This is a genomic window from Thermoactinospora rubra, assembly GCF_002093975.1.
Lineage (GTDB): Bacteria > Actinomycetota > Actinomycetes > Streptosporangiales > Streptosporangiaceae > Nonomuraea > Nonomuraea rubra_A.
In genome coordinates, this window is sequence record NZ_KZ084324.1 from 384,193 (window position 1) to 410,402 (window position 26,210).

Here is a 26,210-nt window from a genome sequence, read left to right on the forward strand (position 1 = left end):
CCCAGGCGGGGAGGTTCTGCTGGCGGGATGTCTCGAGGAGGGTGTTCGGGTGAGGGTGTGACGGGTGGGAGGGCCGGGCAGTGCGAAGCCGGTCTACGTCCCTGACAGCACCGTGTCCAGCAGCCGGATCGCGCCCGCCTTGTCCAGCGGCTCGTTGCCGTTGCCGCACTTGGGCGACTGGATGCACGACGGGCATCCCCGTTCGCACTCGCACGACGCGATCGCCTCCCGGGTGGCCGTGAGCCAGTCCCTCGCCCTGGCGTACCCGCGCTCGGCGAACCCCGCGCCGCCCTCGTGCCCGTCGTAGACGAACACGGTGAGCAGCCCCGTGTCCGGGTGGAGCTCGGTGGACACGCCGCCGATGTCCCACCTGTCGCACGTCGCGAACAGCGGCAGCAGGCCGATCGAGGCGTGTTCGGCGGCGTGCGCGGATCCGCCGAGGTCGAAGCCCGCCTCGGCCAGCGCGGCCACCTCCGGCGCCGGAACCGTCCACCACACGGCCCGCGTCCGCAATGTGCGCGGCGGCAGGTCCAGCGGCTCGTCGCCCAGCATCTCGCCGGTCTGCGTGCGGCGCTTGAGGTAGGAGACGACCTGCCGCGTCACCTCGACCTCCCCGAAGTGCAGGCGCGCGGCGCCGAGGTCGTGGGATCGCAGGGTGGAGATGATGCAGATGTCGGTGATGTCGCGGGCGAACGTGGAGTAGTCCGGCGTGGCGGCGCTCACCAGCGCCACCCCGGCGTCCAGGTCCAGCTCCTCCACCAGGAACGTCTCGCCCTGGTGCAGGTAGACGGCTCCCTCGTGCACGGTCGTGTGCGCCGACGGCTCGTCGACCGTGCCGAGCAGGCGGCCGGTCCCGGCCTCCACGACCTGCACCGGCGCGCTTCCCGAGCCCCGGATGTCGGCGAGGTCGGTCGCGCGCTCCCGCTGCGTCCAGTACCAGCCCGCGGGCCGCCTGCGCAGCAGCCCACGCGCGACGAGCTCGTCCAGGACGTCTGCGGTGGTCTCCCCGAAGATCGGCAGGTCGGCCTCGGTGAGCGGGATCTCCGCCGCGGCGGCGCACAGGTGCGGTCCCAGGACGTAGGGGTTGTCCGGGTCCAGCACGATCGCCTCGACCGGCCGGCCGAAGAGCGCTTCGGGATGGTGCACGAGGTAGGTGTCCAGCGGGTCGTCCCTGGCGATGAGGACGGCGAGCGCGTCCTGCCCTTCCCGTCCCGCCCGTCCCGCCTGCTGCCACAGGGACGCGCGGGTGCCCGGCCAGCCCGCGATGAGCACGGCGTCCAGGCCGGAGACGTCCACGCCCAGCTCCAGGGCGTTGGTGGTGGCCAAGCCCATGATCGATCCCTCGCGCAGGGCCTTCTCCAGCAGGCGGCGGTCCTCGGCGAGGTATCCCGCGCGGTAGGCGGCGACCTTGTTCGGCAGGTCCGCGTAGTGCTCTCCGTCCCTGTTGGGCAGGTCCGCGTAGTCCTCTCCGTCCCTGTTCGGCAGGTCCGCGTAGTGCTCCCCGTCCGCCGCCTCCTCGTCGCCTTCGCGAGGGTACGGCTGGGCCGTACCGAAGACGGCGTACGGCGAAGCCGTGTCCGGATCGCGGTGCGGCTCGGCCGTACCCGCCAGGGAGAGGGCGACGTCGGCGAGCTTGGAGCGGGCGGACAGGGCGACGATCTCGGCGCCCCGCCGGGAGCGGACGAACGCCAGCGTGCGGACGTTCGCCAGCACCAGGTCGGCCAGGAGGTCGGCGGCCTCGGCGGTGGCGGTGCGGCGGACCGGGGCCCCGCCCTCGCCCCGCAGGTCCGTCAGCGGCGGCTCCCAGAGCGCGAAGGTGGTCGCGCCCCTGGGCGAAGCGTCGGAGGTCACCTCGTCCATCTCGAGCCCCGTCAGACGCGCTCCAGCGACGCCTGGGTCGCTCGCGGTGGCCGAGGCGAGGAAGAAGACCGGGGAGGCGCCGTAGCGGGCGCAGACGCGCCGCAGGCGGCGCAGGATCTGGGCGACGTGGGAGCCGAAGACGCCGCGGTACCCGTGGCACTCGTCGACGATCACCATGCGGAGGCGGCGGAAGAAGGACGACCATTGCGAGTGGCGCGGAAGGATGCCGCGATGCAGCATGTCCGGATTCGTCAGGACGTAGTTGGCGTGCTGCCGCACCCACGCGCGCTCCTCGAACGGTGTGTCGCCGTCGAAGGTCGCCGGCCGTACCTGCGCGATCCGCAGCTCCCGTACGGCGCGCAGCTGGTCGGCGGCCAAGGCTTTGGTGGGCGTGAGGTAAAGGATCGTCCCGCCGCCCATGATCGCGGCGACCGCCGGTGTGAGATACGCCAGGGACTTGCCGGAGGCGGTCCCTGTGGAGATGATCACGTTTCGGCCACGGTGTGCGAGGTCCGCCGCCTCATACTGGTGTGGCCACAAACCGGTGACGCCGTGGTTCGCCAAGCGCGTAACCAGCAGTTCCGGGGTCCAGTCCGGCCACCCCACTTGACCGGCTCGACGTGCGGGAACATGCTCCACATGGGTGACGCGCTCATGACGTGCGGGGACCGCGAGCAGGTGCTCGAGGAGTGGACCGGCTCGCCGTGGGGAGGAAGTCGAGGAAGTCACTGGTTTCCAGTCTGGCATCCATGGGCAAAGTCGCCGGGAATCGTGATTTCGTATAGACGTAAGCAAGACCCGTGGTTGAATGCCGCGCGTCGGGGTCGGGCAGGCAGGACTGCCCGGCCTCAAGAGAGTACTTCGCAGGCGAGGCGCTGGAGGATCTGTGGATCTGAAGTTGGATCACCACCAGGACGATCGACTCACCATCGTGGAAGTCGAGGGTGAGATCGATGTCTACACCGCGCCGAGGTTGCGTGAGCTGCTGATCGACCTGGTCAACAAGGGCAACTTCCACCTCCTGGTCAACATGGAGAAGGTCGACTTCCTCGACTCCACCGGCCTCGGCGTCCTGGTCGGCGGGCTCAAGCGAGTCCGCGCTCACGACGGCTCCCTCGAGCTTGTCTGCACGCAGGAGCGCATCCTCAAGATCTTCCGGATCACCGGTCTGACGAAGGTCTTCGGGATCTACGCTTCCGTCGACGAGGCCAAGGAAGCTCACGGCCGAGACAAGTAGTCATGGCAACCGTCGAGCTCACGTTCAGCGCGCTTCCGGCGCACGTGCGGACCGCACGTCTGGTCGCGACGGCCATCGCCCGCCGCACCGGTGTCGAGGAGTCGCTGCTGGACGAGGTCAGGCTCGCCGTCGGAGAGGCCTGCTCCCGGGCCGTCGAGGCGCACCGCGTCCACTGCCCGGGAGAGCCCATCCGCATCGAGCTGCGCGACGACTCAGGTCGTTTCGAGGTCACCGTCAGCGACCTCGCCCCCAGTGACGAGCACGAGCAGGACCATCCCGTCGACCTCGGGACGCTGTCGGACTCCTTCACGCAGGGCTTCGGCATCGCGGTCATCGCGGGCCTGGCCGACGACGTCGAGGTGGTGCCGAGCCCGAAGGGGATGCGGATCCGGATGAGCTGGCCCGCGTCCGCGAACGGGCAGGCGCCGGCCTGAGCCCTCCGCGCCCTCCGCCGTCCGCTCCAAGCTGTCCAGGCTCAGCCGTCGGCCTACGCTGCCCAGGCTGAGCCGTCCGGCCTCCCGGTGGCGCGCTCGGGGCGCCGCCCCGAGGCGCTCTCCCAGGGGCGCTACCGGGCTCTGCCCCAGACCACGGGCCAAGGGCCTTCCTGGGCAGTACGTCAGAGACGCCCATGGGCTCCCGTCAGTACGTCGGCGAGGCGCCAAGGGCGCTCCCCGATTGCCGCTCCGAGGCGCGGCCCAAGCGATCACGGCGGCGTGCCCCGGCGGGCGTCACCCGGAGTCCCGGGGGTCATTGCCCCGGGCTCCGGGGATCGTTGTCTGAGGTTCTGGGGTTTGTCGCCCTCAGTTCTGGCGGTCATTGCTCCGGAGTTTCGGTCGGGACCTTACAGCTTTGAGTCATGACCTTAATCAGAGAGTAATCAACCCAAACCAGCCCACTCCCTGGGGGTTACTGGACACGCGCACAATTGGCCGTCGAAAGAGCCTTCATATCCGTTGAACTGCTGCGTAGACTCCCGGCACCGGCCAAGGTGATCCGACGCCATGCTGCGGACTCAACCGGAAGCGGCTGCCCATAACCCGGATGGCTGCCGCAGAGCCCGCCGATTATCGCGTCGCCATCCGGGCAGGACGTACCCGTCTTGCCGAGGAGGACGATGTCTAGGCAGTATCTGGCCGCCGAGCCAGTTTCAACGCTCAATCTGAGCGGTAGCAATCTCACGATCGTGGTCGTGGTCGCCGCCGTGGCGCTCATCGCACTCGCCGTCGCGGGCGGTCTGGTGCGCGAGGTGCTGAAGGCGGACCAGGGCACCGAGCGGATGCAGAACATCGCACGCGCTGTGCAGGAGGGCGCGGCGGCGTACCTCAGCCGGCAGTTCAAGACACTCGCGATCTTCGTCGTCGTCATCCCGTTCCTGCTGCTCCTGCTGCCGGGCGAGTGGGACGTGCGCATCGGCCGGTCGATCTTCTTCGTGGTCGGCGCGCTGTTCTCCGCCCTGACCGGCTTCATGGGCATGTGGCTGGCCGTACGCGGGAACCTGCGCGTGGCGGCGGCGGCCCGGACCAGCGGCGAGAAGCGGGCCATGCGCATCGCCTTCCGCACCGGCGGCGTGGCGGGCATGTTCACCGTGGGCCTGGGCCTGCTGGGCGCCGCGGTCGTCGTGCTGCTGTACCGGGGTGACGCGCCGGGCGTGCTGGAGGGCTTCGGCTTCGGCGCGGCGCTGCTGGCCATGTTCATGCGTGTCGGCGGCGGCATCTTCACCAAGGCCGCCGACGTCGGCGCCGACCTGGTCGGCAAGGTCGAGCAGGGCATCCCCGAGGACGACCCGCGCAACCCGGCGACGATTGCCGACAACGTGGGCGACAACGTCGGCGACTGCGCCGGTATGGCGGCCGACCTGTTCGAGTCCTACGCGGTCATGCTGGTCGCCAGCCTGATCCTGGGCAAGGTCGCCTTCGGCGAGCAGGGCCTGATCTTCCCGCTGATCGTCCCGATGATCGGCGTGCTGACCGCCATCATCGGCATCTTCATCACCGGCATGCGCGACCGCGACCGCAACGGCATGGCCGCCATCAACCGGAGCTTCTTCATCTCGGCCGCGATCTCCGCGGTGCTCGTCACGATCGCCGCGTTCGCCTACCTGCCGAGCAGCTTCTCCGGCCTGACCGGCTCGGCCGTGCAGTCCACCGCCGACCCGCGGATCATCGCGATCGGCGCGGTGCTGATCGGCCTGGTGCTGGCCAGCGCGATCCAGCTGCTCACCGGCTACTTCACCGAGACCACCCGCCGTCCCGTGAAGGAGATCGGCGAGAGCTCGCTGACCGGTCCGGCGACCGTGATCCTGTCCGGCATCAGCGTCGGCCTGGAGTCGGCGGTGTACTCGGCGCTGGTCATCGGCGCCGCCGTCTACGGCGCGTTCCTGCTGGGCTTCGGCAACGTGACGATCGCGCTGTTCGCCGTGGCGCTCGCCGGCACCGGCCTGCTGACCACGGTCGGCGTCATCGTGTCCATGGACACCTTCGGCCCGGTCTCCGACAACGCCCAGGGCATCGCCGAGATGTCCGGCGACGTCGAGGGCGAGGGCGCCCAGGTGCTCACCAGCCTGGACGCGGTCGGCAACACCACCAAGGCGATCACCAAGGGCATCGCGATCGCGACCGCGGTGCTCGCGGCCACGGCGCTGTTCGGCGCGTTCCGCACCGCCGTGGAGCTGGAGCTCGCGGCGGCCAGCGCGTCGGTCAAGGAGGCTCTGGGCGCGTTCAGCACCTTCACGCTCGGCATCGACCAGCCGAACGTGCTCGTCGGCCTCGTCATCGGCGCCGCGGTGGTGTTCCTGTTCTCCGGCCTGGCGATCATGGCCGTGGGCCGCGCCGCCATGCGCGTGGTCTTCGAGGTGCGCGACCAGTTCCGCAGCAAGCCCGGCATCATGGAGGGCACCGACAAGCCCGAGTACGGCAGGGTCGTGGACATCTGCACCCGCGACTCGCTGCGCGAGCTGGCCACGCCCGGCCTGCTGGCGGTCATGACGCCGATCGCGGTCGGCTTCGCCCTGGGGTACGCGCCGCTGGGCGCCTTCCTGGGCGGCGCGATCGCCGCGGGCACGCTGATGGCGGTCTTCCTGGCCAACTCCGGCGGCGCCTGGGACAACGCCAAGAAGCTGGTCGAGGACGGCCACCACGGCGGCAAGGGTTCCGAGGCCCACGCCGCGACCGTCATCGGCGACACCGTCGGCGACCCGTTCAAGGACACCGCCGGTCCGGCCATCAACCCGCTGATCAAGGTGATGAACCTGGTCGCCCTGCTGGTCGCCCCCGCGGTGGTGCTGGCCGCCGACAACATGCTGCTCCGCGTCGGCGTCCCGGTCGTGGCGGTGGCCGTGGTCGTGGCCGCGATCATCGCCTCCAAGCGGCGGCACGTCTCGATCCTGCCGAGCGACGACAGGGAGAAGGCGCCCGTCGCCTCCTGACGACTCACGGCAGGCTGACCCGTACGGCCCCCCGCCCCCGNGATGAACGAGCAGCGGCCGTCCGGCGGGAAGACGCTGGCCCTCATCCTCCTGACGATGCTGGCGATCCTGGCCGTGATCGCGGCGTTGGCCATCTGGGCGTCCAATGGAGGGTGAGGTGCGCAGGCTGATCCTGCTGCGGCACGCCAAGGCCGCGCACGTGCTGGGGCTGGCCGACCGCGAACGCCCGCTGACCGGCCGGGGCGAGCGCGACGCGCGGCGGGCGGGCGAGGAGTTGCGCGCGCGGGGGCTGAATCCCGACCTGGTACTCAGCTCGCCGAGCGTCCGCACCCGCCGTACGGCGGAGCTGGCCTTCCCCGGCGCCGAGATCGGCTTCGAGCGCGAGATCTACGAGGCCGACCCCGAGGACCTGCTCGACGTCGTGCGCCGGACCGGCGAGGAGGTGTCGACGCTCGTGCTGTGCGGGCACAACCCCGCGATCGAGCAGCTGGCGGGCGGCGACCACATGCGGCCGGGGGCGTTCGCGGTGTTCGAGGTCGGCTCGACGTGGGCGCAGCTGTGGCCGGAGGACGCCAGGCTGGTGGCCCGGTGGGATCCCAAGGAGGACGCGCCCGGCTGGGGCTGACCGGTCAGGTGGCCAGGTCGTCCTCGGCGTCGGCCGCCTCGATCTCGTCGCGGGAGATGCCCAGCAGGTAGAGGATCGAGTCGAGATAGGGCGTGTTGACCGCGGTGTCGGCGGCCTGCCGCACCACGGGCTTGGCGTTGAAGGCGATGCCCAGCCCGGCGGCGGCGATCATGTCGAGGTCGTTGGCGCCGTCGCCGATGGCCACCGTCTGGCTGATGGGGATGCCGGCTTCGCGGGCGAAGCGCTCCAGGGCCCTGGCCTTGCCGGGCCGGTCGACGATCTCGCCGACGACCCTGCCCGTCAGCCGGCCGTCGACGACCTCCAGCACGTTGGCCGCGGAGTAGTCGATGCCCAGCTCCTCGACCAGGCCGTCGGTGATCTGGGTGAAGCCGCCGCTGACGATCGCGAACTTGTAGTCCAGCCGCTTGAGCGTCCGCACCAGCGTGCGGGCGCCCGGGGTGAGCGCGACCTCGCGGCGCACCTTGTCGAACACCTCGGCCGACAGGCCCTCCAGCAGCGCGACCCGGCGGCGCAGCGACTCGGCGAAGTCGAGCTCGCCGCGCATGGCCGCCTCGGTGACCCGGGCGACCTCGTCCAGGCAGCCGGCGTGGGCCGCGAGCAGCTCGATGACCTCGCCCTGGATGAGCGTGGAGTCGACGTCCATGACGATGAGGCGCTTGGCCCGGCGTGACAGGCCGGTGCGCTGGACGGCCACGTCGACCTGCAGCGCGGCGGCCTCCTCGGCCAGTTCCACCCGCAGCGCGTCGGGGTCGGCGCCGGAGACCGACAGCTCGATGCAGGTCACCGGCCACTGCGCGAGGCGCTCGATGCGGTCGATGTTGGCGCCCGCGGCGGCGATGCGCCCGGCGATCCCGGCGATGGCGGCCGGGTGCAGGGTCTGGCCCAGCACGCTCACCGACAGGCGGCCGCGGCGGCGCTTCTCCTTGGTCTGCGAGCTCGTGGACAGCTCCACCTCCAGGCCCAGGTCCTCGGCCACCTGCTCGACGGCGGTCCACAGGGCTCCGAGCGTGCTGCCCGTGCCGGTCGGCGGGCCGCCGGCGTAGGCCACCAGCACGCCGAGCGTGAGCCGGCCGCGGATGACGACCTGCTCGATGTCGGCGACGGTCACGGGGAAGGCGGACAGGACGGCGAAGAGCCGCGAGGTGACACCCGGCCGGTCGGGGCCGGTGAGCGTGATCAGGAGCGTTCGCTGGTCCACATCGTGTCACGCTACTGGGCTGGGCGGCGTGGTCGCGCACGAGGTTCATCATTCGGACGCATGAGCGCAGGGTTGCGGATACCGGCGCCTGCGTTCATGGGAGCATGTCGCGCTACACCGTCGGCCTGGCCACCGGCGCAGCCGATCTCCAGGCCGCCCGACGTCTCCGCTACCAGGTCTTCGCCGGCGAGCTCGGCGCCCGGCTGGACTCGGCCGTGAGCGGGCTCGACGCCGACCGCTTCGACGCCTACTGCGACCACCTGCTCGTCCGCGACGGCGACCAGGTGGTGGGCACCTACCGGCTGCTACCGCCCGGCCGCTGCGACCGGCTGTACTCCGAGACCGAGTTCGACCTCGCCCCTCTGGCCGGGATCAGGGGCCGGCTGGTGGAGGCGGGCCGGTCCTGCGTCCATCCGGAGCACCGCAACGGCACGGTGATCGGGCTGATGTGGGCGGAGATCGCCCGGTACATGGTGGAGGGCGGCCACGCCTGGCTGGTGGGCTGCTGCTCGGTGCCGGTCGCCGACGCGGGCGACGTGGTCGACCGGGTGCCGCTGGGGCCGGAGCAGTACCGCGTCAAGCCGCTGTTGCCCTGGCCGGACCTCGGCCTGCCGCGCCGCCGCGACTTCGTGCTGCCCCCGCTGCTGCGCGGCTACCTGCGGCTGGGCGCGTGGGTGTGCGGGCCGCCCGCCTACGACCCGGCCTTCGACACCGCCGACTTCCTCGTGCTGCTGTCGATGTCGCGGGTGAACCACCGCTACCTGCGCCACTTCCTGGGGGACCGGTGAGCCCGTGGTTTCCCGTCTCCCCCTGCACGCCGTCGGCGTGCGTGGCGCCGCCGGCCGCGGCGGCGCCGTGGTGGCTGCGGGCGCTGCGGCTGCTGGCCCTGGCCGCCGTGGTGCTGGCCGGCCTGGCGGCCGTCCCCTTCGCGCGAGGGAGGGCCGGGGTCGCGCGGTGGTGGTGCCGGGCGCTGCTGCGCGCCCTGGGCGTGCGGATGGAGGTACGGCGGGGCTTCGCGGTGTACGGCGGGGCGGGCTCGCCACGCGCGGTCCCCGCGGCCGGGGCGGCGCTGGTCGTCGCCAACCACGTGTCCTGGCTCGATCCGCTCGTGGTCGCCGCGGCGCTGCCGGCCACGCCGCTCGCCAAGCGCGAGGTCGCGCGCTGGCCGCTGGTGGGGACGCTGGTCAGGGCGGCCGGGGCGATCCTCATCGACCGGGGTTCGCTGCGCGCGCTGCCGGGCGCGGTGGCCGAGATCGCGGACGCGCTGCGGTCGGGGCGGAGCGTCGCGGCCTTCCCGGAGGGGACCACGTGGTGCGGCAGGGGAGCGGGCCGCTTCCGCCCGGCGGTCTTCCAGGCGGCGCTGGACGCCGAGACGCCGGTGCGTCCGGTGGCGCTGTGCTACCGCGAGAACGGCAAGGCCGGCTCGACGGCACCGGCCTACGTGGGCGACGACTCGCTGGCCGCCTCGGTGCTGCGCATCGTCGCGGTGCGCGGGCTGGTGGTGGAGGTGACCGTGCTGCCGCCGGTCACCGCGGGGGACAGGAGGCGGCTGACCCGGGTGGCCGAGGCCGCCATCTTGTCCATCACCGGGGTCCTGTCCATCGGCGGCCGGCCGGAACCCCCGCTGCCCCGCCGTACGGCGGGCGCCCCGGCCGCCTGACCGCCTAGCGGACGATCTTGGTCTTCACCTTCTTGCCGTAGAACCACACGTCGAAGCCGCCGAGCCGGTCGACCTCCTCCTTGCTGAGGTTCTCCATCCCGGTGGGGATGTCGTAGACGAGCGCGCCGAGCTGCGCGACGGCCGTGCCCTTGGTGGACTTCTTCAGCCGGACGTCGATCTCCAGCCAGTCCTCGTGGCCCTTCTTCAGCACCCAGTCGCCCCAGCACCAGAAGCCGCTGTCGTCCCACTCGCACTTCGTGCCCTTGGGCCCGTCCCAGTAGAGCCGGTCCACGATGCCCTTGGGCAGCTTGCCGCCCAGGAAGTAGTAGTCGGCCACGTGCGGGCCGGTGTTCACGGCGGAGATCTCGTAGTGGATCTTGCCGCCGGCCTTGACCTTCTTGGGCGCCTTGATGACGACGTCCATGACGGAGTACGGGTCGTCGGCCGTGGTCGCCTGCGCGGGAGCCGCGGAGAAGAGCAGGACGCCGCCGAGCACCAGCGCCCCGATCTTGGTGAGTGTGTTGCGCATACAACGTCTCCGTGAGGAAGGGGAGAGCGAGGACATCCTGATGAGCCCCCGTAAATGTCGGCTTTTCCTATCACGAAGGTCAAAAGGAAGTAAACCTACTTTCGGAGGATCAGATGGGAGTCGCCGAACTCGTGCCACAGGTAGCCCTCGCGCAGCGCCTCCCCATACGCCCGGACAAGCGCTTCCTCGCCCGCTATCGCCGCGAGCATCTGCAGGTGGCTGGACCGCGGCTCGTGCAGACCGGTGATCAGTCCGTCCACGAACCGCACTCCCGTCTCCGGCGTGACGACGTGCGTGGTCCATCCCGACGGCTTTCCGGTCTCCAGCGCCCGCACCACCGTCGTCCCCACCGCGACGACCCGGCCGCCCGCCTCGCGGGTGAGGCGCACCAGCCTCGCCGTCGTCTCCGGGACGGAGAACCGCTCGGCGTAGGGCGGCTCGTCCTTCTCGGGCGAGGCCACCCCCGTGTGCAGGGTGATGGGGGCGATGGCCACCCCGGCTGAGACGAGCGCGGCGACCAGCTCGGGAGTGAACGGCCGGCCCGCGCTGGGCATCTCGGCGCTGCCCGGCACGGTGGCGAAGACCGTCTGGTAGGCCTCCAGCGGCCAGTCGCGCTCCACGTAGGAGTAGCGGATCGGCACGCCGTACCGCCGCAGGTAGGGCTCCACCTCCCGGTCCAGCACCGCGCGCCACAGCCGGGGCGTGACCCGCTCGACCAGGCGCAGCGTGGCCCGGCCCGGCAGCGGCAGCCACTCGCCCGGCGCGGCCCCGCCGTACGGCTCGCTGCCCCTGGGGGTACGGCGGCGCAGCTCCACCAGCCACGAGCCGTCGTCCTGCGCGGTGGAGAAGTGGACGGCCATCCGGTCGAGCCGGATCGCCGCGGGCAGGGTCGCCGAGTTGTTCACCACGAGCAGGTCGCCCGGCTCCAGCAGGCGCGGCAGGTCGGAGAAACGGTGGTGGGCGACCGAGGTGCCGCGCGAGACGAGCAGGCGGACCCCGTCCCGCCGCAGCCCCCTGGCCTCGGGCGGCTCGTGCGCCGACAGCGCGTCCGGCAGCGCGAAGTCGGCGAGGGCGGTCATCGCGGGGGCGGTCATTGCAGGCTCACCCGCCCGCTCGCGGGGCGGCTCGTCACCAGGTCGTGCAGCGTGGCGGCGACCTTCGCCGGGTCGGCCGCGCCCGCGGCCTCCTCGGCGCCCACCGCCTCGGCCAGCATGCGGGTGTTCATCTCGCCGGGATCCACCCACCAGACGGCCACGTCGGGCTCCTCGGCGGCCAGCACGTTGGACAGCTGCTCCAGCGCGGCCTTGGTGGCGCCGTAGCCGCCCCAGCCCTCGTAGGCGCCGGTCGCCGCGTCGGAGGTGACGTTGACGATCGCCCCCCGCCGCGCCCGCAACGCGGGCAGGGTGGCCTGGATGAGCGCCAGCGGCGCGGTCACGTTGGTCTCCAGCAGCGCGCGGAAGGTCTCCAGCGGGTAATCGGCCAGGCGCGGCAACGGCGTCGCGCCGAGCCCGCCGGCGTTGTTGACCAGCAGGTCCAGCTCGGGTACGGCACGCGCCAGCCGGTCGCGGACGGCCGGGTCGGCGACGTCCCCGGCGATCGCCTCCGCGCCGAGCTCGTCGGCCGCCCTGCGCAGGTCGTCGGGCCCGCGCGCGTTGAGGACCAGCCGCCATCCCGCGCCCGCCAGCGATCTGGCCAGGGCCAGGCCGAGTCCGCGGGAGGCTCCGGTGATCAGTGCGGTGTTCTGTACGGTGTTCTGTGGGGCGTTCTGTGCGGGATTCGTCATGCCTTCGACGCTAGGAACGCCGCGCCCGCCGCACATCGGGCCCGGGTCCCGCCCGCGTCCAGCCCTTGGACCTAGGTCTTGGGGTGCGGTCTTCCAGGGCGCGGTCTTTTAGGGTGTGGTCGTGGAAGACCGCGAGGCGATCCTGCACGCCGTCAGCTCGGCCGTGCTGGCCGTCACCCGCCACCTGTCGGTGCGCGAGGTGCTGCAGGTCATCGTCCGCTCCGCGCAACGCCTGCTCGACGCCCGCTACGCCGCGCTGGGCGTGCCCGACGACGACGGGTCCTTCGCCGAGTTCGTCGCCGAGGGGCTCACCGACAAGCAGTGGGAGGCGATCGGGCCGCTGCCGCGCCAGCACGGCATGCTCGGCGTGATGCTGCGCGAGGGGGTCCCGGTGCGCCTGCCGGACCTGCGCAAGGACCCCCGCTTCGAGTGGTGGCCCAAGGCCCACCCGGTCATCAAGGACTTCCTCGGCGTCCCCATCAAGGACGCCGACCACGTGATCGGCATCATCTTCCTGTCCAACAAGCGCACCCCCGGCGGCTTCACCGAGGCCGACCAGGACCTGCTGACGCTGTTCGCCGCCCACGCGGCCATCGCGATCACCAATGCCCGCCTCTACGAGCGGGGACGCGAGCTGGCGATGCTGGAGGAGCGCAACCGGGTGGCGCGCGAGCTGCACGACGCGGTCACCCAGAAGCTGTTCTCGCTGCGGCTCACCGCGCAGGCGGCGGCCACGCTGCTGCCCAGCGCCCCGGAGAAGGCCGCCGCCGAGCTGGAGCGCGTGCAACGGCTGGCCGGCGAGGCGCTGGCCGAGCTGCGCGCGGTCATCGTGGAGCTGCGCCCGGCCGAGCTGGACCGCCACGGGCTCGGCGAGACGCTGCGCAAGCACGTCAAGCTGCTGGACCGGCTGCATCCCGCCCGCGTGGAGTTCGAGGGCGACGAGCTGCCCGAGCTGGACTCCGCGGTGGAGGTGGCGGTGCTGCGGGTGGCCCAGGAGGCGCTGCACAACGCCCTGCGCCACTCGGGCGCGAGCCTGGTCCGGGTACGGCTGGCGCGCGAGGACGGCAGGCTGGTCCTCGTGGTGCGAGACGACGGAAGCGGCCTGAACGAGACGCAGACGCGGGGGCTCGGCCTGGTGTCGATGCGGGAGCGGGCGGAATCGGTGGGCGGGACGCTGACCGTGACGTCCGGCGGCGGGACGACGGTTCGCATGGAGGTGCCATGAACGAGCTTACCGGGCGGACCGATGGCCACAGCGGCATGATCAAGGTGCTGATCGCCGACGACCATCCCGTCGTCCGCCAGGGCCTGCGGACCTTCCTCGACCTCCAGGACGACATCGCCGTCGTCGGCGAGGCGGGCGACGGCGAGGAGGCCGTCGAGCTGGCCGGACGGCTGCGGCCCGACGTGCTGCTGCTGGACCTGAAGATGCCGAGGCTCGACGGGCTGGGCGCGCTGGCCAGGCTCGCCGGCTCGCCGGTGCGGGTCGTCGTGCTGACCTCGGTGAGCGATCCGGCCGACGTGGGGCCCGCCATGCGGGCGGGCGCGGCCGGCTTCCTCTACAAGGACATCGACCCGGCGGCGCTGGTGCAGGCCGTACGGGCCGTCCACGGGGGGCAGGTGCTGCTCGCGCCGGAGGCGGCCGAGGCGATGCTGGGCAACGGCCCGGCGGCGCCGCCGAGCCCCGCGCCCCTCACCGAGAGGGAGCGCGAGGTGCTCAGGCTGATCGCCGCCGGGCGGTCCAACCGCGAGATCGCCCGCTCGCTGGCCGTGGCGGAGAAGACCGTCAAGACGCACGTGTCGAACGTGCTGATGAAGCTGGGCGTGCAGGACCGCACCCAGGCCGCGCTGTACGCGGTGCGCAACGGCCTGGCGTGATCCGTCAGGTGTCCTTCTTGCTGTTGGTCTGCTGCTTGGGCGGCTGCTTCGGCGGCACGTAGGTGTCGACGGGCGGCGGCACGTACGGGCGGTTGGGCTTCGGCCAGACGATCTTGGTCTTGGCGGTCTTGAGCCACTGCCAGCCGTCGATGCCGATGCGCTCCAGCTCGTCCATGCTGAGCTGGTCGGCGCCGGTGGGCATGTCGTAGGCGATCACGCCGAGCTTCGCCGTGGCCGTGCCCTTGGTGCCCTTCTCCAGCGTCACCTGGATGTCGAGCCAGTCGGTCTTGCCGACCTCCAGGGCGTAGGGGCCCCAGCACCAGAACTGCCGGCGCTCCCACTCGCACTTCGTGCCCTTCGGCCCCCACCAGTAGAGGCGGTTCTTGACGCCGGTCGGCAGGATGCCGCCGATCCAGTAGTAGTCGGCCTCGTAGGGACCCTTGTTCGTGGCGCGGATGCGGTAGGTGATCTTGCCGCCGCGCTTGGTGGCCTTGGTGGCCTTGACCGAGATCTTGAAGTTCGAGAACGGCTTGGCCACGACCGCCGCCGTCTGCGTGGTCTGGGGGGTCGCCGCCGCCGGGGCGGCGAGGGCGACCGGGGCGGCGGCGAGAGCCGCGCCGACGAGCGCGCCGATGGTCTTGCGCATAAGTGATCAAACTCCCCGTGGAGCGTGCTGGCGATCCCCGATTCTGGGGGCGCCGATCCCCTTGAGCAAAGGTTTCGCAAAAAGCGATAAATGATCGTGATGCGGTGTCGCTTGCACACCGATGCGCGCAGCCGCCACGCTTTTCGAGGGGCGTTCACCGGGGAGGGGGAACTTAGGTGCCGGAGACGCATCCCTTGCAACCGGGAGATCCAGCCGCCCTCGGCCCGTACCGGCTGCTGGGCAGGCTCGGCAAGGGAGCGCAGGGCATCGTCTTCAAGGCGGAGGGGCCCGACGGCGAGCTTGTAGCGATCAAGCTGCTCACCGCGAGGCTCGACGGGCCCGGCATCGACGTGGAACGGTTCATGCGCGAGGTGGCCGCGGCGCGGCGGGTCGCGCAGTTCTGCACCGCGCAGGTGCTCGACGCCAACATGGAAGGCGACCTGCCCTACATCGTGAGCGAGCTGGTCGAGGGCGTCTCGCTCCAGCGGGTCGTGCAGACCGAGGGCCCGCGCCAGGGCGGCGCGCTGTACCGCCTGGCGGTCGGCACCGTCACCGCGCTGGCCGCCATCCACCGGGCCGGCATCGTCCACCGCGACTTCAAGCCCAGCAACGTCCTGCTCGGCTCGGACGGCCCCCGGGTCATCGACTTCGGCATCGCCAGGGCGCTGGACTCCGCCAGGACCATCAGCAGCGGCGTGGTCGGCACGCCCGCCTACATGTCGCCCGAGCAGATCTCCGGCGAGCGGGTCGGCCCGGCCAGCGACATGTTCGCCTGGGCGCTGACCATGATCTTCGCGGCCACCGGCCGGCCCGCCTTCGGCCAGGACAGCATCCCGGCGGTCATCTACCGGGTGATGAACGAGGAGCCCGACCTGTCGGCGCTCCCCGACAACCTGCGGCCCATCGTGGGAGCCTGCCTCAGCAAGCGGGCCGAAGAGCGGCCCTCGGCCGCCGACACGCTGTTCGCGCTGCTGGAGAACCAGGGCGCGGCGCCGGTGGACTCGGTGGACTCAGACGTGGCGATGACCACCGGCCGCCGGCTCGCCGCCGAGGAGGCGTCCCCCGCCCAGCCCGTGCCCGCCGTCCAGCCCATGCCTCCCGCCCAGCCCGCGCCGACCGGCTGGGCCAGCCCCTCCGGTGAGTACCCGGCCGTGCCGCGACCGCCCGCCGGGCCGTACGCGCCGCCGCCCGCCTCGCCCTCGCCCGCCGCGCCGTACGGCACGCCCCCCGCTCCGGCGGGGCAGCCCGGCGGGAGCGACAACGACGCCTTCTTCCGCGAGGCGTCCTCCCACGAGACGAAGGGCGAGGACGCGGCGGCGCGCAGGCGCCGGGCCCTGCTGGTCGGCGGCGCGCTGACCGTGGCCCTGCTGCTGGCCGCCACGGTGCTGGTGCTGGCGCCGAGGATGTTCGCCCGCGGCGGCGAGGTGTCCGCGGCGAGCGCCACCAGCTCGGCCACCTCCACGCCGAGCCCCACGCCCACACCGTCGTCCACGGTGACCGTGACGCCGCAGATCGCGCCGGTCCAGGAGCCCGCCATGGACCTGGAACTAGGCGACCAGGACGGCAAGCCGCTCAAGGGACACGGCAAGGCGGTCCAGTCGATCTCCGGCGCGACGGCCGGCGGCAAGCCGCTGCTGGTCTCCGGCAGCCAGGACGGCACGCTGCGCGTCTGGGACATGGCCAAGCGCTCCCAGGTGGCCAAGCTCACGGGCCACCGGCGCGAGGTGTACGCGGTGGCGGCCTTCACCATGGGCGACTCGCCGGCGGCGCTGTCGGGCGGCCGGGACGGCACCGTCCGGCTATGGGACCTCAAGAGCCGCAAGGGCAAGGTGCTGGGCTACCACGGCGACTCGGTGTTCGCCGTCGCCGCCGGCAAGGCGGGCGGCAAGTGGATCGGGGTCAGCGGCGACGCCAACGGCTACCTGCGGTTCTGGGACCTGAAGAAGCGCAAGCAGCTCGGCTCCGGCATCCGGGTGCACCGCGGCGAGCTGAACTGGCTCGCCGTCGGCGAGGTGGGCGACAAGACGATCGTGGTGTCGGCCGGCGAGGACAAGACCCTGCGGGCGTGGGATCTGGCCAAGCGCCGGCCGTACGGCAAGACGTTCAAGGGCCACAAGAAGGGCGTCTACGCGGTCGCGGTCGGCGAGGTCGACGGCCGGGCGGTGATCGCCTCGGGCGGCAAGGACAGCACGGTCCGGCTGTGGGACGCCAAGACCGGCAAGGCGATCGGCGAGCCGCTCAAGGGCCACAAGAAGATCGTCTACTCGCTCGCCTTCACCACCGTGGACGACGTGCCGATGCTGGTGTCGGGCGGGACCGACGGCACCGTCCGGCTGTGGGACGTCCGCGACCGCGAGCCGATGGGCCCGCCCCTGCGCGCGCCCAAGTCGGCGGTCTACGCGGTGACGGTGGCGAGCGTGGAGGGCGAGCCCGTCGTGGTGTCGGCGGGCGGGGACAAGCAGATCAAGTTCTGGGACCTGCGCCCGCGATCGGCAGCCGGTTCCTAGCGTTCCGCCAGGACGAAGCCGGCTCCTAGCGTTCCTCCAGGATCCCGTGATGGCAGGCCACCTGGGCACGCCGTACGGCCCGGTCGAGCTCACGCAGGGCCACGTCGCGGGCGGCGAGCTCGCCCGCCGTGAGCCCGCGCCGGCCGGCCAGCCGCAGGGCCGCCGCGAGCCGCGCCGCCAGCGCCTGCAGCCGGTGCGCCCTGGCCGGGTACCCGGGCGCCAGCTCCCCGTCCGGCAGCCGCGACGGCCAGGCCCCGCCCGGCCCGCCCACCCCGTCGAGCGCCTCGGTCGCCGCCCGCATGACGGCCGCCAGCTCCCGCTCGGCCTCGCGGACGCTGGGCAGGTCCGCCCGCGCGGGCCCGGCCTGGTGGACCGCGAACCCCACCCCGCTGTAGGACGACCCCCGCACGTCCGGGAACGGCACCAGCCCCAGGTTCCCCTGCGGCAGGACGGCTATCGCCGCCTCCCCGGCGTCGATGGCGGCCGCGTTGAACGGCGGCGGCCCCGACAGCCCTAGCGGATCCCCCGGCGCGGGCAGCGCCAGCCGTAGCTCGCCCAGCCCCTTCAGGCGCATGTCGGCCAGGCTCGACCGCAACGGCACGCCGTCGACCACGACGGGCCCCGCGACCTGCTCGATCCGGTCGGCCGCCTCGTCCAGGCCGACGTGTCCGGCCAGCCAGGCGTTCCCCCAGGCGACGAGCACGGCTGATACGGGCGTTTCGGGGTGCACGCATCCACGATATGCGGCGATAGGTTTGTCCCAGACGCTTGAGCCAGGGAGGAATCGGGGATGGGTGGTCAGGTGCTGCGCCTCGAGGACGTGGCCGTGAGGCGCGACGGAGCGGCCCTGCTGCGCGGCGTCGACTGGACGGTCAACGAGGACGAGCGCTGGGTGGTGATCGGGCCCAACGGCGCGGGCAAGACCACGCTGCTGCAGGTGGCGGCCACGTTGCTGTATCCCAGCGAGGGCGTGGTGGAGGTGCTCGGCGAACGGCTGGGCCAGGCGGACGTGTTCGACCTGCGGCCCCGCATCGGCCTGTCGAGCGCCGCGCTGGCCGAGCGGATCCCGCCGGAGGAGAAGGTCATCGACCTGGTGCTGACCGCCTCCTACGCGATCCTCGGCCGGTATTCGGAGGAGTACGACTCCGACGACGTCACCCGGGCCGTCGAGCTGATCGACATGATGGGCGCCGCGCACCTGATCAGGCGCCGGTTCGGCACCCTGTCGGAGGGCGAGCGCAAGCGCGTGCAGATCGCCCGCGCGCTGATGCCCGACCCCGAGCTGCTCCTCCTCGACGAGCCCGCGGCCGGGCTGGACCTCGGCGGGCGCGAGGACCTGGTGCGCCGGCTGTCGCTGCTGGCCACCGACCACCGCTCGCCCACCCTGGTGCTGGTCACCCACCACGTGGAGGAGATCCCCGCCGGCTTCACCCACGGCCTGCTGCTGCGCCACGGCTCGGTCGTCGCCCAGGGGCCGCTGGAGCACGTGATGAACGCCGACAACCTCTCCCGCACCTTCGGCCTGCCGCTCAGGCTGGAGCGCAGCCTCGACGGCCGGTGGTACGCCAGGGCCCAGTAGAGGGCGGCGCAGTAGCTCGTGTTCGCCCGGTTGGCAGCCGCTTCGCGGTAAGACCGAATATCATTTCCGGGGTCGGACTCCTCTGTCCCCCCGGAGCGTGGCCATGGGCGTCGAACTGCTGGCCGTAGTCGTGGTCGTGGCAGGCGCCATCGGCGTCGTCGTGGTCCGCTCCCTGCGCGTCATCAGGCACGGCAGCGCCGCCGTGGTGGAGCGGCTCGGCGCCTACCACCGCACGCTGACCCCCGGCATGAACCTGGTCGTGCCGTTCATCGACCGGGTCAGGGACGTCGTGGACATGCGGGAGATGCTCCAGCCGTTCCCGCCCCAGCCGGTCACCACGGCGGACAACCTGCTGGTGTCGGTCGACACGCTCGTCTTCTACCAGGTGACCGACGCCAGGGCGGCCACCTACGAGGTCGCCAACTACGTCGCGGCGATGGAGCAGCTCATCGCCACGACGCTGCGCAACGTGATCGGCGAGATGGACCTCGACACCGCGCTGCGCTCCCGGGAGGACATCGCCGCCCGGCTGCGCACCGCGCTGGCCGACACCACCCAGCGATGGGGCATCAGGATCAGGCGGGTGGAGCTGAAGGCTGTCGATCCGCCCGCGGCCATCCAGGAGGCGATGGAGAAGCAGATGCGGGCCGAGCGCGACAAGCAGGCCGCCATCGCCGCCGCGCAGGGCGAGCGGCAGGCCGCGATCCTGGCCGCGGAGGGGGAGAAGAAGGCGGCGGTCCTGCGGGCGGAGGGCGAGGCCGAGGCGGTCGTGGTGCGCGCCCAGGCCGAGGCGCGGGCGGAGGCCATGCGCGCCAAGGGCCAGGCCGACGCGATCGGGCTGGTGTTCCGCGCCGTCCAGGAGGCCAACCCCGACCAGCGGCTGCTGGCCTACCAGTACCTGCGGACGCTGCCGGAGATCGCCAAGGGCGAGGCCAACAAGGTGTGGATCGTGCCCTCGGAGATGGGCAAGGCGCTGGAGAACCTCGGCCTGTTCACCGAGCGGGAGTGACCGCCGGGCGTGCCCCCCGCACCGCCCGGCGGCCGGGCCGTCAGCCGTTGGCGGCGGCTTCGAGCTCCGCGACCTCGATCTTCTTCATGGCCAGCATGGCCTTCATGGCGCGCTGGGCCCTGCCCGGGTCGGGGTCCCTGATCAGCTCCTCGAGCCGGCGCGGGACGATCTGCCAGGACAGGCCGTAGCGGTCCTTGAGCCAGCCGCACGGCCCGGGCTCGCCGCCGCCCTCGGTCAGCTTCGCCCACAGCTCGTCGACCTCCGCCTGGTCCTCGCAGTCGACGTACAGCGAGATCGCCTCGTTGAACTTGAACTCCGGGCCGCCGTCCAGCGCGATGAACTCCTGCCCGTCCAGCTCGAAGGTGACGATCTTGAACGAGGGGACGGGCCCTTCCGGGGTCTCGAAGCGCTGGACCTCGACGATGCGGGAGTTCTTGAAGACGGAGGTGTAGAACCGCGCGGCCTCCTCGGCCTGGTTGTCGAACCAGAGATGAGTCTTGATCTTCTGCATGATCGGTCTCCTTCTGTGCGGGCCGTCACGGATACGGACTCGGCGCGGCCCGGAAACTCATCGGCCGACCCCGTCACCGGTCCGGGGAGACGTCCCCTCTAGGCTCGGGCCCATGCTCGAGGTGTGGGACGCGCTGCTGGCGGTCGCGGCGGGAGTGGCCGCGGGCGCGATCAACGCGGTGGTCGGCTCCGGCTCGCTCATCACGTTCCCGACGCTGGTGGCGATCGGGCTGCCGCCCGTGGTCGCGAACGTGTCCAACAACATCGGGCTGGTGCCGGGGTCCTTCAGCGGCGCGTACGGCTACCGCCGCGAGCTGGAGGGACAGCGCGAGCGCCTGGTCAGGCTGGCCGCGGGATCGGCGCTGGGATCGCTGCTGGGCGGCTGGCTGCTGATCGTCCTCGACCCGGGGGTGTTCCGCGTCGTCGTGCCGGTGCTCATCGGGCTGGCGTGCGTGCTGGTGGTCATCCAGCCGTGGCTGAGCCGGTGGATGGCGGCCCGGCGGGAGCACGCGCACCCGCATGGCGGGCCGTGGCTGTGGCTGGGCGTCTTCGGTGCGGGGGTCTACGGGGGATACTTCGGGGCCGCGCAGGGGGTGCTGCTCATCGGCATCCTCGGCAGCTTCCTGGACGAGGGGATCCAGCGGATCAACGCGGCCAAGAACGTGCTGTCGCTGGTGGTGAACTTCACGGCCGCGGTGCTGTTCCTCGTGATCGCGAGCGTGAACTGGTGGGCGGTGGCGGCCGTGGCGGTCGGCTCGACGATCGGCGGGTACTTTGGGGCCAGGGTGGGGCGGCGCATCCCGGCCCCGCTGCTGCGAGGGATCATCGTTTGTGTCGGAATTGTGGCGATTATCAAACTGATGTACGGGTAGAAATCTTGGTATGAAGGGCGACCGGGTCGAGATCGTCATTGACGCGGGAGAGGGCAGCCCCCGCACGTACGAGGTCAGCGCGACCAAGGCGGGCCGTCGCGTCGAGGTGACCACCCGGCGCAACCTCATCGAGGTCAGTGAGGTCACGCGCAACGGCAGCCCGGTCCGCACGGCCCGGTTCATGTCCAACCGCATCCTGGCCCTGGTCGAGCACCCCGCCGACGGCACGGGGGACTGACGGGATCTCAGCCGCCGAGGCCGCCGAGGCCGCCGAAGCCGCCGAAGCCGCCGAAGCCGCCGAAGCCGCCGAAGCGGTCGATCGCCCACTGCCGGTAGGTCCTGGCCCGCCGCCCGATCAGCCGCTCGACCGTGTCGGTGACCTCCTCCGGCGTGTGGATGAACGACTCCCACGTCTCCAGCGACGACTTGGCCAGCTCGGCGTCGCCCCAGGCGGCGGTGAGCCGCTCGACGACCGCATCCGGCGCGATCTCCTCCCAGCGGGCCGGCCGCCCCAGCACCTCACCGAGGATGCGCACCTGCTCCACCTGGGTCAGCGCCTCCGGCCCGCTCAGCACGTACACCTGATGGTTGTGCCCCGCCGAGGTGAGCACGTGCGCCGCCACGGCCGCGATGTCCGCCTCGTGGATCAGCGACCGCGCCGCCTGGCCGTACACCCAGCGCACGGTCCCGGTGTCCAGGATCTCCCGGGCCCATCCCAGCGTGTTGGTCGCGAACCCTCCGGGCCGCAGGAACGTCCACGCCGGCCCCGCGCCCCGGATCAGCCGCTCCACCTCCACGTGGAACATCGTCGAGCCGGGCCGCAGGTTGGCCGACAGGTAGACGATCCGGCGCGCGTGCCGGGCGATCAGGTCCACGACCTGCGCCGCCGTCGAGGCCGCGAACCCGGGCCAGATGAGGAACACCTCCTCGACCCCGTCGAGGGCCGGTGCCAGGCTCGGGGGATCGGTCAGGTCCCCGGTGACCACCTCGACGCCGGCGGGGAAGTCCGCCCTGGCCGGGTCGCGCACCAGGGCGCGTACGGGGATGCCCGCCTCGGCGAGCGAGGTCACGGTGTGCCTGCCGACGTTGCCGGTCGCTCCGGTGATGAGAATCATGCGACCGACGCTAGAACCTCAAGCTTTGTTGAGGTCAACTCCCGGGCGCACCTGGATGACGCCGTCGCCGCGGACCCGCGTCTGGAAGCACGGCTGGGGCGCGGTCGCCGGCCCGTGCTTGACCTTGCCGTCCCTCAGGCGGAACGTGCTGCCGTGCCACGGGCAGGTGACGCACGCCTCGCCGTCGACGACCGACACACGGCCCTGGTGCAGCGGCCCGGCCAGGTGCGAGCACCGGTCGGCCAGCACGCTCACGCTGTCGCCCTGGCGCAGCACGAACAGCTGGATGTAGCCCAGCCGCCTGGCGACCGGCCGTCCCTCCGGCAGGTCGCGCAGCGGGCACAGGTCGTGCCAGCCGAGGGGCACCAGGTGCGCGACCTGCTCGGCGTGGTTGGCCCCGGCCGCCTGCCGGTAGGCCATGTGCCCGCCGAGGTACCCGCCGATCGACGCCAGGCCCAGCCCCGCCAGGGCGGTCAGCCGGCCGTTGCCGCCGCGCACCCGGGTCAGGAGCGAGGCCGTGAACAGCCCCAGCGCCGTCACGTTCGTCAGCATGTGGACGAAGCCGACGCGCTGCTGCTCGCGGTGGAGCGAGGACCAGTCGGTGAGGCCGGCCGCCGCGGTCGGGACGGCGCTGCCCACGCCCGCGGCCAGCAGGATACGCGCGGCGCGCGGGTCGACGTCGGTGAAGTCCAGCAGCGTGGCCGACGCCCAGCAGCCGAGGGGGACGAAGGCCATCGCCGGATGCAAGGGGTGGCCCGTGGGCACGCCGTGCAGCAGGTTGCGCAGCCGGCCCGGCCGGATCCTGTCTCGTACGGCTTTCGCCAGCACCCGGACGGGCCCGTCGAACGCCTTGGTCCGCTCGATCCGATCGGCGAGGTCGACCGGTCCGACGAGCCGCCGCAAGTGCCGTCGCGGTGCCTTTACTGTCTCCTCCACGCCATGACCCTACCCATCGTCACTCGGCAAGATGCCCCCGCATAACGGACAACCGCACCAACTCCCTGGCATAGGCCCCAAGTGACGGCGAACCCTGCTCAATGATCTCAACCTTTTCCAGCACCTGGTGGGCCTTCACCGAGTGGAGCCGCCAGGTCCCGCCGTCGTTGAGGTGATTGGCCAGGATCGGGGCGAGCCGGTCGAGAGCCTTGGCGAAGCGGGCCTCCGGCGTGACGCGGTCCTCGAACTCCTCCCACAGCCCGCGCAGCTGCGAGCCCTGCGGCTCGGGGAGCAGGGCGAAGATCCGGTCGGCGGCGGCGCGCTCGGCGTCCGCCTGCGCCGCCACCGCGAGCGGGTCGTAGATGAAGGTGTCCCCGGCGTCGATCTCGACCAGGTCGTGGACCAGCAGCATGGCGACGACGCGCGGGATGTCGGTGCCGGGCGGGGCGTGCTCGGCCAGCGCCATGGCCAGGAGCGCGACGTGCCAGGAATGCTCCGCGTCGTTCTCGCGCCGCGAGTCGTCCATGAGGTTGTTGCGGCGGATGACCCGCTTCAGCTTGTCGATCTCGACGGCGAAGGCGATCTGGGCGTGCAGGCGGTCCTGTTCCGGCGCGATTCTCACGCGCGCCACCTTAGCCGCAGGATGATCAGGACGTGGCGCGCACCCTCACGGGAACCCCGTTGAACACGGCGTTGCCGGACAATACGTCGATCATGGACTCGTCGGTCAGCGCGTTGGCGTTGACGCCCGCGTGGGCGGCGGCCACCCGCTGGCCGCCCGCGTGGCCCCAGCCGTGCGGCAGGCTGACGACGCCGGGCATGATCGCGTCGGTCGGCTCCAGCTCCACGGTCAGCTCCCCGGTCGCCGAGGTGACCGTGGCCCTGCCGTCGAGCCCGAGCCTGGCCACGTCCGCCGGGTTGATCTGCAGCGTGCAGGTGTTGCTGCCGCCGACCAGCGTGGGCACGTTGTGCATCCAGCTGTTGTTGGAGCGCAGGTGCCGCCGCCCGATGAGGACCATGTCCGGCGGCTCCTCTTCCAGCCCGGCCAGCAGCCGATCGACGTCCGCGAGCAGCTGCGGCGGCGCCAGCTCCACCTTGCCCGACTCGGTCTTGAGGATGCCGGGCAGCCGCGGCTGGAGCGGCCCCAGGTCGACGCCGTGCGGGTGGTCCAGCAACTCGCGCAGCGACAGGCCGTACGGGCCGAGCTTGAGCATCATGTCCAGCCGGCGCTCGGCGCCCGTCTCGCCCTCCAGCTCCAGGCCGGCCGCCCCGGGCGTCTGGCTGATGATGAACTCGTCCAGGTCGCCGTCGAGCCCCGAGGCGATCTTGGCCAGCCGTACCAGGATGTCCGCCTCCGACGGCCGGTCGCCCAGCGGCAGCGCGGGCCGCGAGTAGCGCGCGTAGTTCCGCACGGCGAAGCCGAGCAGCGCGAAGTCGAAGTGGCCGCTCTGCAGCACGCGCGGCGGCGGCAGGATGACGTGGGCGTGCCTGGTCGTCTCGTTGAGGTAGGGGTCGACGGACACCATGAAGTCCAGCCGCCGCAGTGCCCGGTCCAGCCGCGTCCCGTTCGGCGCCGACAGCACCGGGTTGCCGGCGATCGTGATGAGCATCCTGACCTGGCCCTCGCCGGGCGTCTCGATCTCGTCGGCCAGGGTCGCCACGGGCAGCTCGCCGTTGGCCTCCGGCAGGCCCCGGACGCGGCTGGCCCACCGGCCCGTCCGGTACGGCTTGCGCCGCGGCCGGAACTCGGTGGCCGCCATCGGGAACATCGCCCCGCCGGGCCGGTCGAGGTTGCCGGTCAGCACGTTGAGCACGTCCACCAGCCATTGGGCGAGCGTGCCGTACTCCTGGGTGCAGGTGCCGATCCTGGCGTAGACGGCGGCCCGCTCCGCGGCGGCCAGCTCGCGGGCGAGCCGTACGATCACCTCGGCGGGCACGCCCGTGCGGCGGGCCACCAGGTCGGGCGGGAAGTGCTTGGCCTTCTCGCGGACCTCCTCCAGGCCGTTGACGTCGAGGTCCACCTTGGTCAGGCCCTCGGCGAACACCACGTGGACCAGGCCGAACAGCAGGTAGGCGTCGGTGCCGGGGCGGATGAAGTGATGCTCGTCGGCCCGTTCGGCGGTGCGGGTGCGGCGCGGGTCGACGACCACGAGCCTGCCGCCGCGGCTCCTGAGCGCCTTGATGCGGCCGGGGAAGTCCGGTGCGGTGCACAGCGAGCCGTTGGACTCCATGGGGTTCGCGCCGAGCATGAGCAGGTAGTCGGTGCGGTCCAGGTCGGGCACGGCGATCGTGAGGGGGTCGCCGAACATCAGGCCGCTGGCCACGTGCTTGGGCATCTGGTCGGCCGTGCTGGCGGAGTAGACGTTGCGGGTGCCGATCGCCTTGATGAGCGGTCCGGCGTACAGGGCTCCGGCCATGGTGTGGGCGTTGGGGTTGCCGAGGTAGACGGCGATCTGCTGCCGGTCGGTCACCTGGGCGAAGGCCCGCTCGACGACCTGGAAGGCCTCCTCCCAGCCGGCCTCCCGCCAGGTGTCGCCCTCTCGGATGAGCGGCGTGGTCAGCCGGTCGGGGTCCTCGTCCAGCCTGCCGAGGCTCGCGCCCTTGGGGCAGATGAATCCCCTGCTGAACGGATCGTCCTTGTCGCCCCTGACCGAGGTGACCCGGCCGTCGTCGTCCAGCGTCAGCGTCAGGCCGCAGACGGCCTCACAGAGCGGGCAGGTCCGGTGCACGGTCGTCGTCATCGCCCCTCCTGGGTTCGCAAGATGAACTCATCTTGGCGTGGATGGCGGGCTGGGGGAAGCCCCGGGGCCTCTGCGGCCTC

Annotated in this window: 25 protein-coding genes; 13 read left to right on the forward strand and 12 right to left on the reverse strand. The window is 72.0% G+C overall.

The genetic code is table 11. The features are described from left to right. Positions 1-93: 93 nt before the first annotated feature. The gene (locus tag BSB02_RS01975) at positions 94-2,607 is read right to left on the reverse strand and encodes a DEAD/DEAH box helicase (RefSeq protein ID WP_143590143.1); all 2,514 of its coding nucleotides are present in this window, start codon (positions 2,605-2,607) and stop codon (positions 94-96) included. 139 nt (positions 2,608-2,746) lie between these two features. Between BSB02_RS01975 and BSB02_RS01980 the strand changes: the two genes are divergently transcribed. The 4 genes from BSB02_RS01980 (at position 2,747) to BSB02_RS01995 (ending at position 7,146) form a co-directional block, all read left to right on the forward strand. Then, positions 2,747-3,097, forward strand: coding sequence for an STAS domain-containing protein (locus BSB02_RS01980; protein ID WP_084955907.1), 351 nt, complete (start codon positions 2,747-2,749; stop codon positions 3,095-3,097). A 2-nt stretch (positions 3,098-3,099) separates the two neighbouring features. After that, a complete protein-coding gene (locus BSB02_RS01985; protein WP_084955909.1) occupies positions 3,100-3,531 on the forward strand; it encodes an ATP-binding protein in 432 nt (143 codons plus the stop codon). Between the two features lie 680 nt (positions 3,532-4,211). Continuing rightward, complete coding sequence (locus BSB02_RS01990; RefSeq protein WP_084955911.1) at positions 4,212-6,521, forward strand: sodium-translocating pyrophosphatase; 2,310 nt, start codon at positions 4,212-4,214, stop codon at positions 6,519-6,521. Positions 6,522-6,678: 157 nt separating this feature from the next. After that, positions 6,679-7,146: a SixA phosphatase family protein gene (locus BSB02_RS01995; protein WP_240506103.1), complete on the forward strand. Its 468-nt coding sequence runs from the start codon at positions 6,679-6,681 to the stop codon at positions 7,144-7,146. A 4-nt stretch (positions 7,147-7,150) separates the two neighbouring features. Here the strand turns inward: BSB02_RS01995 and serB are convergent, their stop codons facing one another. Further along, positions 7,151-8,365: a phosphoserine phosphatase SerB gene (gene serB / locus BSB02_RS02000; protein WP_084955914.1), complete on the reverse strand. Its 1,215-nt coding sequence runs from the start codon at positions 8,363-8,365 to the stop codon at positions 7,151-7,153. Between the two features lie 104 nt (positions 8,366-8,469). On the opposite strand from serB, the gene BSB02_RS02005 reads away from it, so the two are divergent. Together BSB02_RS02005 and BSB02_RS02010 are read left to right on the forward strand one after the other, a co-directional pair. Next, positions 8,470-9,153, forward strand: a complete 684-nt coding sequence (locus BSB02_RS02005) for a GNAT family N-acetyltransferase (protein ID WP_084955916.1) — start codon at positions 8,470-8,472, stop codon at positions 9,151-9,153. Continuing rightward, positions 9,150-10,025 (forward strand): lysophospholipid acyltransferase family protein, encoded by an 876-nt coding sequence (locus BSB02_RS02010; RefSeq protein WP_084955918.1) that lies wholly within the window; start codon positions 9,150-9,152, stop codon positions 10,023-10,025. Before BSB02_RS02005 ends, BSB02_RS02010 begins: the two co-directional genes overlap by 4 nt. Positions 10,026-10,029: 4 nt before the next feature. Here the strand turns inward: BSB02_RS02010 and BSB02_RS02015 are convergent, their stop codons facing one another. From BSB02_RS02015 to BSB02_RS02025, 3 genes are all read right to left on the reverse strand, one after another. Continuing rightward, a complete protein-coding gene (locus BSB02_RS02015; protein WP_084955920.1) occupies positions 10,030-10,554 on the reverse strand; it encodes a hypothetical protein in 525 nt (174 codons plus the stop codon). A gap of 95 nt (positions 10,555-10,649) precedes the next feature. Continuing rightward, positions 10,650-11,648, reverse strand: a complete 999-nt coding sequence (locus tag BSB02_RS02020) for an S-adenosylmethionine:tRNA ribosyltransferase-isomerase (protein ID WP_240506104.1) — start codon at positions 11,646-11,648, stop codon at positions 10,650-10,652. Further along, the gene (locus tag BSB02_RS02025; RefSeq protein WP_084955922.1) at positions 11,645-12,337 is read right to left on the reverse strand and encodes an SDR family NAD(P)-dependent oxidoreductase; all 693 of its coding nucleotides are present in this window, start codon (positions 12,335-12,337) and stop codon (positions 11,645-11,647) included. Before BSB02_RS02025 ends, BSB02_RS02020 begins: the two co-directional genes overlap by 4 nt. A gap of 121 nt (positions 12,338-12,458) precedes the next feature. Between BSB02_RS02025 and BSB02_RS02030 the strand changes: the two genes are divergently transcribed. Beyond that, the gene (locus tag BSB02_RS02030; protein WP_084956299.1) at positions 12,459-13,562 is read left to right on the forward strand and encodes a GAF domain-containing sensor histidine kinase; all 1,104 of its coding nucleotides are present in this window, start codon (positions 12,459-12,461) and stop codon (positions 13,560-13,562) included. 35 nt (positions 13,563-13,597) lie between these two features. Continuing rightward, complete coding sequence (locus BSB02_RS02035; protein WP_206184477.1) at positions 13,598-14,215, forward strand: response regulator; 618 nt, start codon at positions 13,598-13,600, stop codon at positions 14,213-14,215. A gap of 4 nt (positions 14,216-14,219) precedes the next feature. Here the strand turns inward: BSB02_RS02035 and BSB02_RS02040 are convergent, their stop codons facing one another. After that, on the reverse strand, positions 14,220-14,861 hold the full coding sequence (locus tag BSB02_RS02040; protein WP_084955926.1) for a DUF11 domain-containing protein: 642 nt from the start codon (positions 14,859-14,861) through the stop codon (positions 14,220-14,222). 176 nt (positions 14,862-15,037) lie between these two features. Between BSB02_RS02040 and BSB02_RS42860 the strand changes: the two genes are divergently transcribed. After that, positions 15,038-17,368 (forward strand): serine/threonine-protein kinase, encoded by a 2,331-nt coding sequence (locus BSB02_RS42860; RefSeq protein ID WP_084955928.1) that lies wholly within the window; start codon positions 15,038-15,040, stop codon positions 17,366-17,368. 25 nt (positions 17,369-17,393) lie between these two features. Here BSB02_RS42860 and BSB02_RS02050 read toward each other — a convergent pair whose 3' ends face one another. Further along, the gene (locus tag BSB02_RS02050; RefSeq protein WP_084955930.1) at positions 17,394-18,098 is read right to left on the reverse strand and encodes a hypothetical protein; all 705 of its coding nucleotides are present in this window, start codon (positions 18,096-18,098) and stop codon (positions 17,394-17,396) included. 60 nt (positions 18,099-18,158) lie between these two features. On the opposite strand from BSB02_RS02050, the gene BSB02_RS02055 reads away from it, so the two are divergent. Further along, the gene (locus tag BSB02_RS02055) at positions 18,159-18,947 is read left to right on the forward strand and encodes an ABC transporter ATP-binding protein (RefSeq protein ID WP_084955932.1); all 789 of its coding nucleotides are present in this window, start codon (positions 18,159-18,161) and stop codon (positions 18,945-18,947) included. Between the two features lie 103 nt (positions 18,948-19,050). Continuing rightward, positions 19,051-19,956 carry an SPFH domain-containing protein gene (locus tag BSB02_RS02060; protein ID WP_084955934.1) on the forward strand — a complete coding sequence of 302 codons (906 nt, stop codon included), beginning with the start codon at positions 19,051-19,053 and terminating at the stop codon, positions 19,954-19,956. Between the two features lie 40 nt (positions 19,957-19,996). Here the strand turns inward: BSB02_RS02060 and BSB02_RS02065 are convergent, their stop codons facing one another. Beyond that, entirely contained in the window at positions 19,997-20,467 is a 471-nt protein-coding gene (locus BSB02_RS02065) for a VOC family protein (protein ID WP_084955936.1), read from the reverse strand. Between the two features lie 112 nt (positions 20,468-20,579). On the opposite strand from BSB02_RS02065, the gene BSB02_RS02070 reads away from it, so the two are divergent. Together BSB02_RS02070 and BSB02_RS02075 are read left to right on the forward strand one after the other, a co-directional pair. Then, a complete protein-coding gene (locus BSB02_RS02070; RefSeq protein WP_084955938.1) occupies positions 20,580-21,338 on the forward strand; it encodes a sulfite exporter TauE/SafE family protein in 759 nt (252 codons plus the stop codon). A 10-nt stretch (positions 21,339-21,348) separates the two neighbouring features. Further along, positions 21,349-21,576, forward strand: a complete 228-nt coding sequence (locus BSB02_RS02075) for a hypothetical protein (RefSeq protein ID WP_084955940.1) — start codon at positions 21,349-21,351, stop codon at positions 21,574-21,576. Between the two features lie 7 nt (positions 21,577-21,583). Here BSB02_RS02075 and BSB02_RS02080 read toward each other — a convergent pair whose 3' ends face one another. The 4 genes from BSB02_RS02080 to BSB02_RS02095 are packed head-to-tail and all read right to left on the reverse strand — an operon-like array spanning position 21,584 to position 26,130. Then, positions 21,584-22,453 carry an NAD(P)H-binding protein gene (locus BSB02_RS02080; RefSeq protein WP_084955942.1) on the reverse strand — a complete coding sequence of 290 codons (870 nt, stop codon included), beginning with the start codon at positions 22,451-22,453 and terminating at the stop codon, positions 21,584-21,586. A gap of 18 nt (positions 22,454-22,471) precedes the next feature. Further along, positions 22,472-23,389, reverse strand: a complete 918-nt coding sequence (locus BSB02_RS02085; protein WP_084955944.1) for a Rieske (2Fe-2S) protein — start codon at positions 23,387-23,389, stop codon at positions 22,472-22,474. 19 nt (positions 23,390-23,408) lie between these two features. After that, on the reverse strand, positions 23,409-24,011 hold the full coding sequence (locus BSB02_RS02090; protein WP_240506105.1) for an HD domain-containing protein: 603 nt from the start codon (positions 24,009-24,011) through the stop codon (positions 23,409-23,411). 25 nt (positions 24,012-24,036) lie between these two features. Then, complete coding sequence (locus BSB02_RS02095) at positions 24,037-26,130, reverse strand: molybdopterin oxidoreductase family protein (protein ID WP_084955947.1); 2,094 nt, start codon at positions 26,128-26,130, stop codon at positions 24,037-24,039. Positions 26,131-26,210: the final 80 nt, after the last annotated feature.

What these genes read in the sequence shown, in the direction of transcription:
- BSB02_RS02040 (WP_084955926.1), bottom strand. Translation starts at nt 14,861, where the DNA reads ATGCGCAAGACCATCGGCGCGCTCGTCGGCGCGGCTCTCGCCGCCGCC.
- BSB02_RS02070 (WP_084955938.1), top strand. Translation starts at nt 20,580, where the DNA reads ATGCTCGAGGTGTGGGACGCGCTGCTGGCGGTCGCGGCGGGAGTGGCC.
- BSB02_RS02025 (WP_084955922.1), bottom strand. Translation starts at nt 12,337, where the DNA reads ATGACGAATCCCGCACAGAACGCCCCACAGAACACCGTACAGAACACC.
- BSB02_RS02035 (WP_206184477.1), top strand. Translation starts at nt 13,598, where the DNA reads ATGATCAAGGTGCTGATCGCCGACGACCATCCCGTCGTCCGCCAGGGC.
- BSB02_RS01990 (WP_084955911.1), top strand. Translation starts at nt 4,212, where the DNA reads ATGTCTAGGCAGTATCTGGCCGCCGAGCCAGTTTCAACGCTCAATCTG.
- BSB02_RS02065 (WP_084955936.1), bottom strand. Translation starts at nt 20,467, where the DNA reads ATGCAGAAGATCAAGACTCATCTCTGGTTCGACAACCAGGCCGAGGAG.
- BSB02_RS02020 (WP_240506104.1), bottom strand. Translation starts at nt 11,648, where the DNA reads ATGACCGCCCCCGCGATGACCGCCCTCGCCGACTTCGCGCTGCCGGAC.
- BSB02_RS02080 (WP_084955942.1), bottom strand. Translation starts at nt 22,453, where the DNA reads ATGATTCTCATCACCGGAGCGACCGGCAACGTCGGCAGGCACACCGTG.
- BSB02_RS02005 (WP_084955916.1), top strand. Translation starts at nt 8,470, where the DNA reads ATGTCGCGCTACACCGTCGGCCTGGCCACCGGCGCAGCCGATCTCCAG.
- BSB02_RS02075 (WP_084955940.1), top strand. Translation starts at nt 21,349, where the DNA reads ATGAAGGGCGACCGGGTCGAGATCGTCATTGACGCGGGAGAGGGCAGC.
- BSB02_RS02015 (WP_084955920.1), bottom strand. Translation starts at nt 10,554, where the DNA reads ATGCGCAACACACTCACCAAGATCGGGGCGCTGGTGCTCGGCGGCGTC.
- BSB02_RS01985 (WP_084955909.1), top strand. Translation starts at nt 3,100, where the DNA reads ATGGCAACCGTCGAGCTCACGTTCAGCGCGCTTCCGGCGCACGTGCGG.
- BSB02_RS02055 (WP_084955932.1), top strand. Translation starts at nt 18,159, where the DNA reads ATGGGTGGTCAGGTGCTGCGCCTCGAGGACGTGGCCGTGAGGCGCGAC.
- BSB02_RS02095 (WP_084955947.1), bottom strand. Translation starts at nt 26,130, where the DNA reads ATGACGACGACCGTGCACCGGACCTGCCCGCTCTGTGAGGCCGTCTGC.
- BSB02_RS02060 (WP_084955934.1), top strand. Translation starts at nt 19,051, where the DNA reads ATGGGCGTCGAACTGCTGGCCGTAGTCGTGGTCGTGGCAGGCGCCATC.
- BSB02_RS01975 (WP_143590143.1), bottom strand. Translation starts at nt 2,607, where the DNA reads ATGCCAGACTGGAAACCAGTGACTTCCTCGACTTCCTCCCCACGGCGA.